This window comes from Arsenicicoccus bolidensis DSM 15745 (assembly GCF_000426385.1).
In the GTDB taxonomy this organism is placed as follows: domain Bacteria; phylum Actinomycetota; class Actinomycetes; order Actinomycetales; family Dermatophilaceae; genus Arsenicicoccus; species Arsenicicoccus bolidensis.
The window spans coordinates 54,346-68,696 of record NZ_AUFG01000007.1 but is presented as its reverse complement, the minus strand read 5'-3'; the positions used below and the strand labels follow the sequence as shown (position 1 = coordinate 68,696).

Here is a 14,351-nt window from a genome sequence, read left to right as displayed (position 1 = left end):
GCTGCATGGACACCACACCCACCACCGCCGACATCCCGCTCACCCTCGACGAGATGCTCGAGGGACGTTCGATGCGCGACGTCGTCCACCTGCGGCGAGCCATCCAGGCCACGATGCCGCCGCCCGGGCCGCGCGACCACGACGTCGCCGTCCTGATCGGCGACCTCAACGGGCATCTCGTCGCCCCCATGTCCTTCCGGGACCTGCCGTCCCCCTGCGATCGCGCCCACGTGCGAGTGCTCCTCGAGGCGGTCGCCGAGGTGGTGGGTGAGCATGCGACGGTCGCCACCCTGCTCGTGCGGCCCGGGCCGGCGCACGCGATCGCCGCCGATCGCGCGTGGCAGGAGGTCGCCCAGAGGTGCTGGCAGGAGAAAGGGGTGATCGACCTGGGGTGCTTCGTCGTCGGCACCCACGGCGTGGACCTGCTCCCCAGGCTGGAGCTCGTCGCCTGAGGCGCTGCCCGGGGCGATACCCCTAGGCGTCGAGGTCGACGATCACCGGGGCGTGGTCGCTCGCGCCCTTGCCCTTGCGCTCCTCGCGGTCGATGGACGCGCCGGTCACCCGGCTCGCGAGCGCGGGGCTCGCCAGGCAGAAGTCGATGCGCATGCCCTGCTTCTTGGGGAAGCGCAGCTGGGTGTAGTCCCAGTAGGTGTAGGTGCGGGGCTCGGACGTGAAGGGCCGGACCACGTCGGCGAAGCCCGCGTCCACCACGGCCGCGAAGGCCTCGCGCTCCGGCCCCGAGACGTGCGTCTTGCCCTCGAAGAAGGCCATGTCCCAGACGTCCTCGTCCTGCGGGGCGACGTTCCAGTCACCCATGAGCGCGACCTGGGCCGCGGGGTCCTCGGCGAGCCAGCGCTCGCCGTCCGCCCTGAGCCGGGCGAGCCAGTCGAGCTTGTAGGCGTAGTGGGGGTGCCCGAGCTCGCGTCCGTTGGGGACGTAGAGCGACCAGACGCGCACCCCGTCGCACGTCGCTGCGAGCGCCCGAGCCTCGGCGACCGACTCCGGCTCGCCGTAGGTCGGCATGTGCTCGAAGCCGACCTGCACGTCCGTGAGCCCGACGCGAGAGGCGATGGCGACGCCGTTCCACTGGTTGAGGCCGTGGTGGGCGACCTCGTAGCCCGCCTGCTCGAACGGCAGCATCGGGAACTGCGCGTCCTTGCACTTGGTCTCCTGCATGGCCAGCACGTCCACGTCGTGGCGCTCGAGGAAGGCGACGACGCGGTCGACGCGGGTCCGGATGCTGTTGACGTTCCAGGTTGCGATGCGCACCTCGCCAACCTACCGGAGGCGCCTGGCCGAGCCTCTACGCTGTCGCTCATGGCAACCGCACTCGTCACCGGCGCGTCCGCCGGCATCGGCCTGGCCTTCGTCCGTGAGCTGGCCTGCCGGGGCCACGACCTCGTCCTGGTCGCCCGCAACCGCGACCGGTTGCAGGAGGTCGCCGACGACCTGCGGGACCTGCACGACACGCGCTGCGAGATCCTCGTCGCGGACGTCGCCGAGCGCGACCAGCTGCAGCGGGTGGCCGACCGGGTCGCCGACCAGGCACGGCCCGTCGACCTCGTCGTCAACAACGCCGGCTACGGCCTCAAGACCGACTTCCTGCGCACCCCGATCGAGCGGGAGGAGCATCACCTGATGATCCACACCCGCGCGGTGCTCGTCGTGTCGCAGGCCGCGGCGCTGGCGATGCGCGAGCGGGGTCGCGGGGCGATCGTCAACGTCTCGTCGGTGGCGTCGTTCGTGCAGATGGGGACCTACTCCGCGGCCAAGGCGTGGTGCACGACCTTCACCGAGGGCCTGGCCAACGAGCTGCAGGGCACCGGGGTCACCGCCACGGCGCTGTGCCCGGGCTTCACGCACACGGAGTTCCACCAGCGGGCCTCGATGAACATGTCCCACCTGCCCGATGCCGCGTGGCTCGACGCCGACCGGCTCGTGCAGGACTGCCTAAACGACGTCGCCCGCGGTCGAGCGCTGAGCGTGCCCGGCGGTCTGTACAAGGCCGTCGTGGGCGTCGTCCAGGTGGCGCCGCGGGGGATCGTCCGCCGGGTCAGCGGGCGCCTGGCCTCGGGTCGCCGCACCGCCCGCTGAGCCCGCCCCGCCGCGCCGCAACTAGGCTGGGGCCTCATGAACACCGCGCCCACGAACCCCGCCGACGCCCGCGCCCGCCTGCTCGAGATCATCAAGGACAAGGCGATCGTCCACGGTCGCGTCACGCTGTCCTCCGGCAAGGAGGCCGACTACTACGTCGACCTGCGGCGCATCACCCTCGACGGCGAGGCGGCGCCCCTGGTCGGGATCGTGATGCGAGACCTCACCAACGACCTGGCGTATGACGCCGTGGGCGGCCTCACGCTCGGCGCCGACCCCGTCGCCACGTCGATGCTGCACGCGTCCGCCGCCGCGGGCGAGCGGCTCGACGCGTTCGTCGTCCGCAAGGCCGGCAAGGCGCACGGCCTGCAGCAGCGCATCGAGGGTCCGTCGATCCGGGGTCGTCGCGTGCTGGTCGTCGAGGACACCACGACCACGGGCGGTTCGCCGCTCGACGCCGTCGCCGCCGCTCGCGAGGACGGGGCCGAGGTGGTGGCCGTGGCCACCATCGCCGACCGCGCGACCGGGGCCGGCGAGCGCATCCAGGACGAGGCCGGCGTGCCCTACCTGCACGTCTACTCCCTGGAGGAGCTCGGCCTCGCCTGAGCGGCTGACCGGCTGACCGGGCGGTCCCGGCCGCCGGGTGCCGCAGGGAACGCCTGGGGCCGGCGGCTCGTCATACGGTCAACCGCCGTGATCGGCCGACTAGGCTGATCACGACCTCAGTCCCGCTCTGGAGGGAGCCGACGTGACACCCGTCCTCATCACGCTGATCGTCCTGCTCGTCATCATCGCCCTGATCGTCATGTGGCTCGTCGGCATGCACAACAGCCTCATCGGGCTGCGCAACCGCACGCAGGAGTCCTGGCGCCAGATCGACGTCGAGCTCAAGCGGCGGCACGACTTGATCCCCAACCTCGTCGAGACCGTCAAGGGCTTCGCGACCCACGAGCGCGGCACGCTCGACGACGTGATGCGCGCCCGGTCCGCCGCCGTCAGCGCCGGGGGCAGCCCCGCCGAGACCGCCGCCGCGGAGCAGCAGCTCACCGGCGCCGTGGGTCGCCTGATGGCCGTCGCCGAGGCCTACCCGCAGCTCCAGGCCAACTCGAACTTCCTGGCCCTGCAGCAGGAGCTCGCCTCCACCGAGGACCGCATCGCCTCCGGGCGCCGCTACTACAACGCCACGGTGCGCGAGCTCAACACCAAGGTCGAGTCCTTCCCGAGCAACATGATCGCCAAGCAGTTCGGGATCCACCAGGAGCAGTACTTCGAGGCCGAGGCGCAGGCGCGCAGCACCCCTCAGGTCAACTTCGACACCAACTCGCCGCGCACCTACGAGTCCGCCCCCGAGCCCCAGCACGGTGGTCCCTCGCAGGGCGCCACCCCGGCCGCTCCGGCCCAGCCGGCCGCGCCCGCCCAGGCGCCCGGTCTCGGTCAGCCGGGCACGGCGGAGGGCGCTCACGCCCCGGCCGGCGGTCTGCCCGCCGGTGCCGCTGACAACGCTCAGGGCGCCGGTCGTCAGGGCGGCGTCCCAGACACCAACCCGCACCAGGAGGGCGGCGCCCTCAGCTGGCCGTCCACCCAGCCGGACAAGCCCCAGCAGTAGTCACCAGCACGAAGGACGCCCACCCCCGATCCAGGGGGTCGGCGTCCTTCGTCGTCGCGTCGGGTGGTCGGCCGGCTCTCGCCCGGTCAGGCCTCGTGGCGGGTGCTGCCCGCGCCCGGCGTCGGGTCGATGGTGGCGCGGCCCTTGCGGCGCTTGTGCATCCACCACTCGAAAACCATGGGGAGCACCGAGATGGCGACGATCAGCAGGATCGCGGTCTCGAGGTTGTTCTGCACCGCGGGGATGGCGCCCAGGAAGTAGCCGAGCAGGGTCACGCCGCAGGCCCACAGCACCGCGCCGACCGCCGACCAGGTGAAGAACCGCTTGCGGTCCATCTGGCCGACGCCCGCGACGACCGTGATGAAGGTCCGCACGATCGGCACGAACCGACCGATGACCAGGGCCTTGTTGCCGTACTGGTCGAAGAAGGCGATGGTCTGGTCGAAGTACTTCTTCTTGAGGAAGCGCCCGTCGCGGTTGTAGAGCGGGGTCCCGATGGCCCGCCCGATCTCGTAGCCCACCACGTTGCCGGCGAACGCGGCGATCGACAGCAGCGCCAGGGCGAGGCCCAGGTGGACGTCGACGTCTCCGCGCTTGATGAACATGCCGATCGCAAAGAGCAGCGAGTCGCCCGGCAGGATCGGGAACAGCAGGCCGCACTCGACGAACACGATCGCCATGGAGAGCCAGAAGAAGGCGTTGCCGTAGTTGTCGAGGAGGTACTGCGGGTCCATCCAGCTCAGGGAGGACATCAGCTCGGGGATCATCACGCCGACCAGGGTACGGGGGATTCCTGTCCCCCCGCTGTCGCACCGCTGTGGCGGCGGGAGGGTTCCTCGACCCGGCCGCTCCCTCGCCGGGCGGGGACCGAGGCCGTATGCCGATAGCCTGCCGCCCGTGAGCGATCAGGCATCCGGCGGGGGAGACGCGACGACGGGCGGCGGGCGGGCGGCGGCGATCGGTGTCGGGCCCTGGCCGGGACCCTGGCCCACGCGGCCGGACGGGTCACCGGACCCCCGCTACGACCCGGAGCTGCTGCGGGACGGCGACCGCCGCAACGTGGAGGACCGCTTCCGCTACCTGACGATGGCGGCGATCGTGGCGGCGCTGGACGAGACGCGGCACGAGCTGCACGTCGCCGTCGAGAACTGGGAGCACGACCTCAACATCGGGTCGGTGATCCGCACCGCCAACGCGTTCAACGTCGCTGCCTTCCACGTCGTGGGCCGTCGCCGCTGGAACCGTCGCGGCGCGATGGTCACAGACCGCTACCAGCACGAGATCCACCACCCGGACGTCGCCGATCTCGTCGCCTGGTGCCGCGCGCAGGAGCGTGACGCGCTGGAGAGCGGGCGGGACGGCATACCGCTGATCGCGGTCGACAACGTGCCGGGGAGCGTGCCGCTCGAGACCTTCGAGCTGCCGCAGCGGTGCGTGCTGGCGTTCGGGCAGGAGGGGCCCGGGCTGACGAGCGAGCTGCTGGACGCCGCGGACGCCGTCGTGCACATCACGCAGTTCGGGTCGACGCGGTCGATCAACGCCGGCGCGGCTGCCGCGATCGCGATGCACGCGTGGGTGCGAAGGTGGGCGGATATGCCTACCTGAGGTAGGTCCATCGGCCTGGGGTGCGAAGGCGGGCGGATGTGACTACCTGAGGTAGGTACGGATACCCATGTGCGTGGGGGTGAGGGTCTCCTAGCCTGGAGGTGCGCGATGCACCAGAGGGGGAGGTGCATCGCGCACCACTGTGTCCAGCACCCTGCGCACCACACTGTGCCCAGCAGCATGTGCAGCACCGTCCCGGCCCTCGCGGGTGTCCGTCCCGTGGCGTTTCGCGCCCACCAGGTGGACCCCTGCGGGGGCCGGTCGCCGTCCTGGGCCCGGTGATGGAAGGATGGGAACGTGCCTCCGGCCCCGTGCCGGTCACCGACAGCCCAACCGAAGGAGAACCCGCACATGCCCATCGCAACCCCTGAGGTCTACCGCGACATGCTCGACCGCGCGAAGGCTGGCTCCTTCGCGTACCCGGCCATCAACGTCACCTCCTCCCAGACCGCGACGGCAGCGATCCGCGGTTTCGCCGAGGCCGGCAGCGACGGCATCCTCCAGGTCTCGACCGGCGGCGCGGAGTACCTCTCCGGCTCGACCATCAAGGACATGGTGACCGGGTCCCTGGCCCTCGCCGCCTACGCCACCGAGGTCGCCAAGAACTACGACGTCAACATCGCCCTCCACACGGACCACTGCCCCGAGAACAAGCTGGACGGCTTCGTCCGCCCGCTGCTCAAGGCGTCGGAGGCTAACTACGAGAAGTACGGCGTCCCGATCTTCCAGTCCCACATGTGGGACGGCTCGGCCGTGCCGCTAGACCGCAACCTCGAGATCGCCCAGGAGCTCCTCGCGATCTGCAACAAGCTCGACGTCGTCCTCGAGGTCGAGATCGGTGTCGTCGGTGGCGAGGAGGACGGTGTCGCCAACGAGATCAACGACCAGCTCTACACCACCACCGAGGACGCACTGAAGACCGTCGAGGCGCTCGGCCTGGGCGAGAAGGGTCGCTACATGGCCGCCCTCACCTTCGGCAACGTGCACGGCGTCTACAAGCCGGGCAACGTCAAGCTGCGCCCCGAGATCCTCAAGGAGTGCCAGGACGCGATCGTCGCCAAGTACGGCACCGACAAGGGCGACAAGCCGCTCGACCTCGTCTTCCACGGCGGCTCGGGCTCCCTGCCGCAGGAGATCTCGGACGCGGTCGACTACGGCGTCATCAAGATGAACGTCGACACCGACACCCAGTACGCCTTCACGCGCCCGGTCGCCGACTGGATGCTGAAGAACTACAGCGGCGTCCTCAAGATCGACGGCGAGGTCGGCAACAAGAAGCAGTACGACCCGCGCGCGTGGGGCAAGGAGGCGGAGGCCGGCATGGCCCGCCGTGTCATCGAGGCCTGCGAGAACCTGCGTTCCGCCGGCACCCACAAGTGAGTCGAGGACTGCATGACTGAGCGCCCCAACCTGCTGGGGCCCGAGCCGACGCGGCTGCCGGTGGACCCGGCGGCCGCGTCGCTCGCGTCCGGGCAGGACGCCATGGCCGTGGCCGCGGCCAACCCCACCTCGTCGCTGGCCTGGGCCACGCTCGCGGAGTCCGCCCTGCAGGGTGGGCGCCCGGTCGAGGCCTACGCCTACGCCCGCACGGGCTACCACCGTGGGCTCGACTCGCTGCGTCGCGCCGGCTGGCGCGGTCAGGGTGAGGTCCCCTGGGAGCACGAGCCCAACCGCGGATTCCTTTGTGCCGTCGCAGCGCTCGCCTACGCGGCGGACGCCATCGGCGAGGAGGACGAGCGGGAGCGCTGCGCCCAGCTGCTGCGCGACTCCTCGATGGAGGCGGCGCGCCAGATGGGCCTGGTCCCTCCGCAGGAGTGACCCTGCCGTCTGCCGACACAGGTATGACGAGAGCGCGCCCTCCCGGTCTCACCGGGAGGGCGCGCTCTCGTCATACGGTCTGGACATGGGTGGTGCCGGGGCATCCCCTGCCCCGGCACCTGTTCCCCCTGTGAGGCTTGCGCCGCCATCAAGCGCGTGGCCTCGTGTCCGCGATCGATCACGACGTGGTGCTCAGTCACATCGCGTGTTGTTCGTTCGCGTTGTCCCCAGTATGTCGCAACGCAGCGTGCTCAGGTGTCGCTTTTCGGCCAATGGCACTAACCTGCCAAGAAGAATCTGTAACACCCTTCCTGAGCAGGTGCGATGACCTCTTTCCTCAGCTCCCTGGACATCGATCGCGATGCCGAGCGGCTCTACCGACGAGTACTCCGCAGCGCCCCCGTCAGCGTCGACGAGCTGGCGGGCCGGCTCGGGTGGTCGGAGGACGCGGTCCGGTCGGCGGCGGCGCACCTGGTCGACCGGGGACTGGTCACCGAGACGGCCGACGGGATGCTGGACGCCGACGACCCTCGCGCCGCCATCGGCAGGCTCGTGGAGTCGGGCCTGCACGACGTGCGCCGGCGCCAGGGCAACCTCGAGCGCACCCGCAACGCCATCGCGCACTTCGCGGTGGACCACACCGGTGCGCGATCCGGCGTCCGCCGCCCCACCTGGGAGGTCGTACCCGCGGACCTCATGACGGGCGTCGTGCTGGAGGGCATCCAGACCACGACGGGCGTGATCCGCTCGTCGGCCATCACCGCCGACTGGAGCCCGGACGGGATCGAGCAGGTCCTCGACCTGTCCCGCCGCACCATCGAGTCGGGCCGGTCGATGCGCTCGCTGTATCCCATGGCCGCCATCGCGTCGGCGTCCTCCCGGATGTGGATGGCGCGGTTCGCGAAGGTGGGGGAGGAGCAGCGTCTCGTGCGCGAGCCGCTCAGCGAGTTCGTCGTCTTCGGCGACGATCTCGTGCTCGCCACCACCGACTGGGGGAGCCTGGAGGCGGACTACGTCAAGGTGCGGGACCCCATGCTGGTCGCCGCGTTCCAGCGGCTCTTCGACCTCGCGTGGGAGGCCGGCCAGCCTCCGCCGGACGCCGCGGCCGACGACGGCGACACCCGCCGGCTGCTCACCCTCCTGGCCGCCGGGCACAAGGACGAGGTGATCGCGCGCCACCTGGGGGTGTCCCTGCGGACGGTGCGCCGACGCGTGGCGCTGCTCATGGACGAGGCGGGCGTCGAGACGCGGTTCCAGCTCGGCATGGCGGTGGCCCGGCGGGCGGCCGGGAGCGGCGGCATACCGGGTCGGCAACGTCCCTGAACAGGCCGGTCGCGTAAACTCGGGGGGCACGGGCGCCTGTCTCGTGCGGACCTGAAGCAGGGAAGGCGACTATCTGACATGCCAGGCATCGTGCTGGTCGGGGCGCAGTGGGGCGACGAGGGCAAGGGCAAGGCGACTGACCTGCTCGGCTCCGAGATCGACTACGTCGTGAAGTTCAACGGCGGCAACAACGCCGGCCACACGGTGGTGATCGACGGCGAGAAGTACGCCCTGCACCTGCTGCCCTCGGGCATCCTCACCCCCGGCGTCACGCCGGTGATCGGCAACGGCGTCGTCGTCGACCTGTCCGTGCTGATGGAGGAGCTCGACGGCCTCGAGGCGCGCGGCCTGGACACCTCCCGCCTGCGGATCAGCGCCAACGCCCACGTCATCGCGTCCTACAACACGACGATGGACAAGGTCGGCGAGCGCTTCCTCGGCAAGCGCAAGATCGGCACCACCGGCCGGGGCATCGGCCCGACCTACGCCGACAAGATGAACCGCGTCGGCATCCGCGTCCAGGACCTCTTCGACGAGTCGATCCTGCGGCAGAAGGTCGAGGCCGCGCTGGTCTCCAAGAACCAGGTGCTCACCAAGCTCTACAACCGCCGGGCCATCGAGGCCGAGGAGGTCGTGCAGGAGCTCCTCTCGTACGTCGACCGGCTGCGGCCCATGGTCGCCGACACCTCGCTGGAGATCTCCGAGGCGCTGGACGCCGGCAAGGTCGTGCTCTGCGAGGCGGGCCAGGCGACCCTGCTCGACGTCGACCACGGCACCTACCCCTACGTCACGTCCTCCAACGCGACCGCGGGCGGAGCGTGCACCGGCGCGGGCATCCCGCCGACCCGCATCGACCGGGTCATCGCGATCCTCAAGGCCTTCACCACGCGCGTGGGCGAGGGGCCCTTCCCGACCGAGCTGCACGACGAGGTCGGCGACCGGCTGCGCGAGATCGGGCACGAGTTCGGCACGACCACGGGCCGTCCGCGGCGCATCGGCTGGCTCGACGTCGTCATCGGGCGCTACGCCACGCGCATCAACGGCGTCACCGACTTCGTCATCACCAAGCTCGACAACCTCGACAGCTTCGCCGAGATCCCGGTGTGCGTGGCCTACGAGATCAACGGCGAGCGCGTCGACGAGATGCCGGTGTCGCAGAGCGACTTCCACCACGCCACGCCGGTCTACGAGGTCCTGCCCGGCTGGCAGGAGGACATCACCGGCTGCCGCAGCTTCGACGAGCTGCCCGAGAACGCCCGCCGCTACGTGGAGTTCGTCGAGCAGCAGGTCGGCGCGCGCGTGTCGGTGATCGGCGTGGGGCCGGGTCGCGACGAGGTGGTCGTGCGCCACGACCTGCTCGGCCGCGACTGATCGGCCGCCCTCTACCCCCTCCAAGATCGTGAGTGTTTGGTCCAAGGATGTTGGACGAAACACTCACGATCTTGCGTGTTGGGGCGGGGGGTCTCAGCGGTCGCGGTGCTCGCGCTCGCGGATCCGCTCGTGGTGGTGGATGACCTCGTCGATCACGAAGCGCAGGAACTTCTCGCTGAACTCCGGGTCCAGCTCGGCGGCCTCGGCGAGGCGGCGCAGGCGCGCGATCTGCCGCTCCTCCCGGGACGGGTCGGCCGGCGGCAGCTCAGCGGTCGCCTTGTACTCCCCGACCTTCTGCGTGACCTTGAACCGCTCGGCCAGCATGTGGATCAGGGCGGCGTCGATGTTGTCGATGCTCTGTCGGTAGGCCGCGAGGACCGGGTCGTCGCCCGCCGTCTCGGTCGACCGGTGGTCCTGCTCGCTCATGGGGCCTGAGTCTGTCCTGTCACCCCGTGAGCGGGTAGCCCCGTCTCAGCGTGTGTCGGGGCGGATCACCGTCATGCGGTGGGCTGCGCGCGTCAGCACGACATACAGGGTCCGTATGCCGCCCGCGGTCTCGGCCACGATCGCGTCCGGGTCGACGACCACCGTCGCGTCGTACTCGAGACCCTTGGTGGACAGCGGGTCGATGGCGACGACGCGGTCTCCCAGCGGCTCCAGCGCCGGGCGCAGCACGTCCCAGGACGCCGGCAGGATGACCGTCACAAGGCCGTCGACCTCGTCGAGGAGGCCCCCGGCCACGGCGACGACCTGCTCGGCGACCTCGGCGCGGGGGACGTCGAGCTCGACCGGGTCGACGCCGGTCTCGCGGACGGCCTGCGGGATGTCGGCGTCCGGCACCGCGGCGCGGATGACGCGGGAGGCGTAGTCGAAGATCTCGGCGGCGTTGCGGTAGTTGGTCGTCATGTGGAAGCGCGCGGGCTCCTTGCCGCCCCAGGCCTCCTCGCGGGCCGCGGCCGCCTCGACGGGGTCGGGCCACGACGCCTGGGCGGCGTCGCCGACCACGGTCCAGGAGCCCCAGCGGCCGCGTCGGCCGAGGGACCGCCACTGCATGGGGGAGACGTCCTGGGCCTCGTCGACGAGGACGTGGGCGTACTCGTCGACGTCGCCGATCCGCCCGGACAGCAGGCGCTCGCGAGCCGTGGCGGGCGCGAGCTCGGCGCGGGGCTCGACGGCGGCCAGGCGCTGACGGCCGACGACGACCTCCTGCACGCCGTGGCGCTCGGTGGCGTCCAGCTCCTCGATCTCGTAGAAGCCGCGCTCCTCCTGCTCGAGCTCGACGACCGGGCCGAGGCGGGCCGCGACGTCGTCGACGAGGGCGACGTCGGCCACCGACCAGGTGCCGGTGCGGAGCGCGACCTGCATCGAGGCGACGACCTCCGCCTGCTCGGTGTCAGACAGGATCCCGCGCGCGTGCCGGGCCAGGACCTCGGGGTCGGCCAGCCAGAGCAGGACCTCGCGAGGGTCGACGGGACGCCACCACTCGCGCAGGAAGGCGTCGACCTCCAGGTGGTCGTCGTAGGCGTCGAAGAACTCCTCGCGGTCCCCGCCGTGCACGGTGGCCCAGGCGGCCTCGCCGAGGGCTTCACCGGCGGCGTCCCACGAGCCGTTGCGGCGCTGGTGGCGCAGGACCCGGCGGCGGACGCGGTCGAGCGCGCTGGCGTCGAGGCGGACGGGGTGGCCGGAGATCATGGCGCGGAACTCCGTGGGGGCCAACGGGTCCCGGCCGCGAGCGGCGCGGGCGAGGACCGAGCGCATGCGCAGGGAGCCCTTGATCGCCGCCGCGGCGGGGGAGTCGACGCGGTCGGTCGACATGCCGTCGACGAGGTCGCCGAGCGCCCGCAGGGAGACCGAGTCCTCACCGAGCGACGGCAGCACGCGCTCGATGTAGGCCGTGTAGGCGGCGCTCGGGCCCACGACGAGCACCCCGCCGCTCTCGAAGCGGCGACGGTCGGAGTAGAGGAGGTAGGCCGCGCGGTGCAGCGCGACGACGGTCTTGCCGGTGCCCGGGCCGCCGGTGATCTCGGTGACCCCCGAGGCCTTGGCGCGGATGGCCTCGTCCTGGTGCTGCTGGATCGTCGCGACGATGTCGCGCATGCGGGCGCCGCGCGAGCGGGTGAGGGCGGCCATCAGCGCCCCGTCGCCGATCACGACGATGTCGTCCGGCGCCTCGGGCACCATGAGGTCGTCCTCCACGCCGATCACCCGCGGGCCGCGGCACCGCAGCACGCGGCGGCGCAGGACACCCATGGGCTCGACGGGGGTGGAGCGGTAGAAGGGGGCGGCGGCCGGGGCGCGCCAGTCGATGACGAGCGGCTCGTACTCCTCGTCGCGCACGCCGAGCCGTCCGACATAGCGGACCTCGCGTCCCTCGCCGGGGCCGGTGGGGTGATCGATGTCGAGCCGGCCGAAGACCAGGCCCTCGTGCTGGCTGTCGAGCGAGGCGCGGCGGCGAGCGGCGTTGAACATCAGGGCGTCCCGCTCGAAGAGCGCGGACGCCTCCTCGTCACGGACGTCTCCGACCCGGTCGGTGCGCCCGCGGCTCAGCCCCTCGGTCTCCAGCAGCCGGGCCCGCACGGACGCCCGCTCGAGCTCGGTGTAGACGCGGTCGACGTGCTCCTGCTCGACCGCCAGCTCGGCGCGCAGGGCCTCCTCCGCCGGGGTGGCGGGGGTCTGCTCGGCATCCGTCACGTGTGCTCTCACCTGCTGATCTCGCGTCGGTGCGGGTCGCGGGGGCGCGACCACGGAACCATCCACTCTAGTCGCGTCCGCCCGTTGCCGGACCACGTAGGTGTGAACAACAGATGTTCACCGTTCGATATTGACAGAACGTCGAACAGGGCGGACGGTGGATCTATGTCAGACGCCAGGGTGGTGGCAGATGCGATGGCTCAAGCGGGGGTCCCCGCCGCGGGTCTCGAGGGCGCGTCCGTGCTGGTCGACCCGGACGGGGTGGCGCTGCGGGTAGAGGTCGTAAGGAGGAGCCTGGTCACGGACGAGGTCGCCCGACGGCTGCTCGACGCCCGAGACAGTGGCGACGCCACGCTCATGCTGGATGCCGATCGGGTCACGCAGGGTGCACGCTCCGTGCTGGATGCTGCTCATGCCGGATACCTGGACCGGCGCGGGCGGCTGTCGCTACGGGCCCCGGGGTTGTTCGTCGCCGCCGACATCGAGCCGGTGCGAACGACTGCGGCCAGGTCGGATGCGCTGGCCGGTCGGGCGGGTGCTGAGATCGCGGCCACCCTTCTGCTCGACCCGGCCCGGCGCCGCGGTGTGCGCGAGCTGGGGCGGGAGCTCGGCAGGTCTGCGGGCACCGTCTCGCACCTTCTCGCGCTCCTGCGGGGAGATGGCTTGATCGGCCAGGACAATCGCCCCCTTGGCACCGAGCTGTTCTGGGCCTTGGTGCCACGATGGCCGAGCGCCACGTTCTCCTTCGTTCGCGCCCCCGATCTGGCTGACCCGGTGCAGGCCGACGCACTACGAATGGGGCTGTTCGACCACGGGGCGGGTCCGGGCTCGCCGGGGTGGGCCTTGACCGGCACCCTGGCCGCCGCTGCCTACGGGGCTCCAGTGGCGGCGAGGCGCGACCAGGTGCCTGACTGCTACGTGCCCGACGAGATCACCCTGCGCAGGGCCGAGAGGCTCCTTGGCGCGGCACCGTCAGGGAACGAGGCTCGGATCACGCTGCGCCTGGCGCCCGTGCCCTCCGTGGTGACGCTGAGAACGCCAGCGGGCTCTGGGGGGCCTTGGCCGCTCGCGCATCCTCTCTTCGTCGCTCTGGACCTGGCCAAGGACGCTGGGCGGGGACGCGAGGTCCTCGAGCACTGGGACCCGGCAGAGGAGTTCACGCGTGTCTGGTGACCGGGTCGTCTTCTTCGGCGACGCCATGACGACCGTGGTGCACGGGGTGCGCGAGGTCACCCATCTCCTCGGGGAGCCCCCGGTGGTCGTCGGGGGGTTGGCGGTCCTCCCGCGCCTGGCTCGTCCGTATCGAGCCACGGTGGACCTGGACATCGTCGACCGAGGGTCTCGCGATGCGCCGCACCTCGAGGTGTTGAGATCGGCACGCTTCGGCGCACGCGTGGGCCAACGACACCGCCACGCCGCTGATGCTCGAGGCGATCCCCTCGGACGGGCCTCCGGTCGTCGTGGTCGCCCGCGTCTCGCAGCCGGGGCCGCTCGTGGCCATGAAGCTGCAAGCCATCATGAACCGGTCTGCGGAGAAGCAGGCGACGGACCTGATGGACATCGTGCGGCTTGCCCTGGATGCCGGGTCAGGTCCCCTGGTCAGGGCCGGGCTGGCAGATCTCTCGCAGCGTGTCTCTGCGGACGTCGCGCTGCACGTGGACCTGTGGTTCGTCCGTCGGCGTGCCCAGTCGCTGCGCGCTCTGAGACAGTCTGGAGATGCTGACATCTCGATGGACGACCTTGACCTCGTTGCGGACCTACTCCTGGGCGCATGCCGGAGGGGCTGACGGCGTCCCGACGCCCTGGCCTGCGGGCAGCGTCGCCCTCAGCAGGGACCTACTAG

General features: G+C 71.2%; 15 protein-coding genes. 11 read left to right on the top strand and 4 right to left on the bottom strand.

Annotated elements, in window-relative coordinates:
* Nucleotides 1–5 precede the first annotated feature (5 nt).
* Nucleotides 6–452, top strand: coding sequence for a hypothetical protein (locus tag K313_RS0105795; RefSeq protein WP_029210800.1), 447 nt, complete (start codon nucleotides 6–8; stop codon nucleotides 450–452).
* A gap of 22 nt (nucleotides 453–474) precedes the next feature.
* Here the strand turns inward: K313_RS0105795 and K313_RS0105790 are convergent, their stop codons facing one another.
* Nucleotides 475–1,269 (bottom strand): exodeoxyribonuclease III, encoded by a 795-nt coding sequence (locus K313_RS0105790; RefSeq protein WP_029210799.1) that lies wholly within the window; start codon nucleotides 1,267–1,269, stop codon nucleotides 475–477.
* A 48-nt stretch (nucleotides 1,270–1,317) separates the two neighbouring features.
* Here K313_RS0105790 and K313_RS0105785 point away from each other — a divergent pair, with 48 nt between their 5' ends.
* The 3 genes from K313_RS0105785 to K313_RS24425 all read left to right on the top strand — a co-directional run bounded on the left by K313_RS0105785 (nucleotide 1,318) and on the right by K313_RS24425 (nucleotide 3,700).
* Nucleotides 1,318–2,094: an SDR family NAD(P)-dependent oxidoreductase gene (locus K313_RS0105785; RefSeq protein ID WP_029210798.1), complete on the top strand. Its 777-nt coding sequence runs from the start codon at nucleotides 1,318–1,320 to the stop codon at nucleotides 2,092–2,094.
* Nucleotides 2,095–2,130: 36 nt separating this feature from the next.
* Nucleotides 2,131–2,700, top strand: coding sequence for an orotate phosphoribosyltransferase (gene pyrE, locus K313_RS0105780; RefSeq protein WP_029210797.1), 570 nt, complete (start codon nucleotides 2,131–2,133; stop codon nucleotides 2,698–2,700).
* A 142-nt stretch (nucleotides 2,701–2,842) separates the two neighbouring features.
* Nucleotides 2,843–3,700 carry a LemA family protein gene (locus tag K313_RS24425; protein ID WP_029210796.1) on the top strand — a complete coding sequence of 286 codons (858 nt, stop codon included), beginning with the start codon at nucleotides 2,843–2,845 and terminating at the stop codon, nucleotides 3,698–3,700.
* An 86-nt stretch (nucleotides 3,701–3,786) separates the two neighbouring features.
* On the opposite strand, the gene K313_RS0105770 is transcribed toward K313_RS24425, so the two are convergent.
* Nucleotides 3,787–4,467: a DedA family protein gene (locus K313_RS0105770; protein WP_019284980.1), complete on the bottom strand. Its 681-nt coding sequence runs from the start codon at nucleotides 4,465–4,467 to the stop codon at nucleotides 3,787–3,789.
* A 130-nt stretch (nucleotides 4,468–4,597) separates the two neighbouring features.
* Here K313_RS0105770 and K313_RS0105765 point away from each other — a divergent pair, with 130 nt between their 5' ends.
* The 5 genes from K313_RS0105765 (at nucleotide 4,598) to K313_RS0105745 (ending at nucleotide 9,817) form a co-directional block, all read left to right on the top strand.
* Entirely contained in the window at nucleotides 4,598–5,305 is a 708-nt protein-coding gene (locus K313_RS0105765) for a TrmH family RNA methyltransferase (protein ID WP_029210794.1), read from the top strand.
* A 351-nt stretch (nucleotides 5,306–5,656) separates the two neighbouring features.
* Entirely contained in the window at nucleotides 5,657–6,685 is a 1,029-nt protein-coding gene (fbaA, locus tag K313_RS0105760; protein ID WP_029210793.1) for a class II fructose-bisphosphate aldolase, read from the top strand.
* Between the two features lie 12 nt (nucleotides 6,686–6,697).
* Nucleotides 6,698–7,123, top strand: a complete 426-nt coding sequence (locus K313_RS0105755; protein WP_019284977.1) for a DUF3151 domain-containing protein — start codon at nucleotides 6,698–6,700, stop codon at nucleotides 7,121–7,123.
* A gap of 324 nt (nucleotides 7,124–7,447) precedes the next feature.
* The gene (locus K313_RS0105750; RefSeq protein WP_029210792.1) at nucleotides 7,448–8,446 is read left to right on the top strand and encodes a helix-turn-helix domain-containing protein; all 999 of its coding nucleotides are present in this window, start codon (nucleotides 7,448–7,450) and stop codon (nucleotides 8,444–8,446) included.
* A gap of 78 nt (nucleotides 8,447–8,524) precedes the next feature.
* Nucleotides 8,525–9,817 carry an adenylosuccinate synthase gene (locus K313_RS0105745; protein WP_029210791.1) on the top strand — a complete coding sequence of 431 codons (1,293 nt, stop codon included), beginning with the start codon at nucleotides 8,525–8,527 and terminating at the stop codon, nucleotides 9,815–9,817.
* A 93-nt stretch (nucleotides 9,818–9,910) separates the two neighbouring features.
* On the opposite strand, the gene K313_RS0105740 is transcribed toward K313_RS0105745, so the two are convergent.
* Both K313_RS0105740 and K313_RS0105735 read right to left on the bottom strand, forming a co-directional pair.
* Nucleotides 9,911–10,243, bottom strand: a complete 333-nt coding sequence (locus tag K313_RS0105740) for a chorismate mutase (RefSeq protein WP_019284974.1) — start codon at nucleotides 10,241–10,243, stop codon at nucleotides 9,911–9,913.
* 45 nt (nucleotides 10,244–10,288) lie between these two features.
* Nucleotides 10,289–12,508, bottom strand: a complete 2,220-nt coding sequence (locus K313_RS0105735) for a HelD family protein (RefSeq protein ID WP_029210790.1) — start codon at nucleotides 12,506–12,508, stop codon at nucleotides 10,289–10,291.
* Between the two features lie 240 nt (nucleotides 12,509–12,748).
* Between K313_RS0105735 and K313_RS0105730 the strand changes: the two genes are divergently transcribed.
* Nucleotides 12,749–13,681 carry a helix-turn-helix domain-containing protein gene (locus K313_RS0105730; RefSeq protein WP_205621820.1) on the top strand — a complete coding sequence of 311 codons (933 nt, stop codon included), beginning with the start codon at nucleotides 12,749–12,751 and terminating at the stop codon, nucleotides 13,679–13,681.
* 248 nt (nucleotides 13,682–13,929) lie between these two features.
* The gene (locus tag K313_RS24150) at nucleotides 13,930–14,295 is read left to right on the top strand and encodes a hypothetical protein (RefSeq protein WP_051274013.1); all 366 of its coding nucleotides are present in this window, start codon (nucleotides 13,930–13,932) and stop codon (nucleotides 14,293–14,295) included.
* The last annotated feature ends 56 nt before the right edge of the window (nucleotides 14,296–14,351 follow it).

Bases quoted from the DNA above. Each gene is read 5' to 3' on its own strand.
- K313_RS0105770 (WP_019284980.1), bottom strand. From the start codon at position 4,467: ATGATCCCCGAGCTGATGTCCTCCCTGAGCTGGATGGACCCGCAGTAC.
- K313_RS0105785 (WP_029210798.1), top strand. From the start codon at position 1,318: ATGGCAACCGCACTCGTCACCGGCGCGTCCGCCGGCATCGGCCTGGCC.
- K313_RS0105740 (WP_019284974.1), bottom strand. From the start codon at position 10,243: ATGAGCGAGCAGGACCACCGGTCGACCGAGACGGCGGGCGACGACCCG.
- pyrE (WP_029210797.1), top strand. From the start codon at position 2,131: ATGAACACCGCGCCCACGAACCCCGCCGACGCCCGCGCCCGCCTGCTC.
- fbaA (WP_029210793.1), top strand. From the start codon at position 5,657: ATGCCCATCGCAACCCCTGAGGTCTACCGCGACATGCTCGACCGCGCG.
- K313_RS0105755 (WP_019284977.1), top strand. From the start codon at position 6,698: ATGACTGAGCGCCCCAACCTGCTGGGGCCCGAGCCGACGCGGCTGCCG.
- K313_RS0105750 (WP_029210792.1), top strand. From the start codon at position 7,448: ATGACCTCTTTCCTCAGCTCCCTGGACATCGATCGCGATGCCGAGCGG.
- K313_RS24150 (WP_051274013.1), top strand. From the start codon at position 13,930: ATGCTCGAGGCGATCCCCTCGGACGGGCCTCCGGTCGTCGTGGTCGCC.
- K313_RS0105795 (WP_029210800.1), top strand. From the start codon at position 6: ATGGACACCACACCCACCACCGCCGACATCCCGCTCACCCTCGACGAG.
- K313_RS0105745 (WP_029210791.1), top strand. From the start codon at position 8,525: ATGCCAGGCATCGTGCTGGTCGGGGCGCAGTGGGGCGACGAGGGCAAG.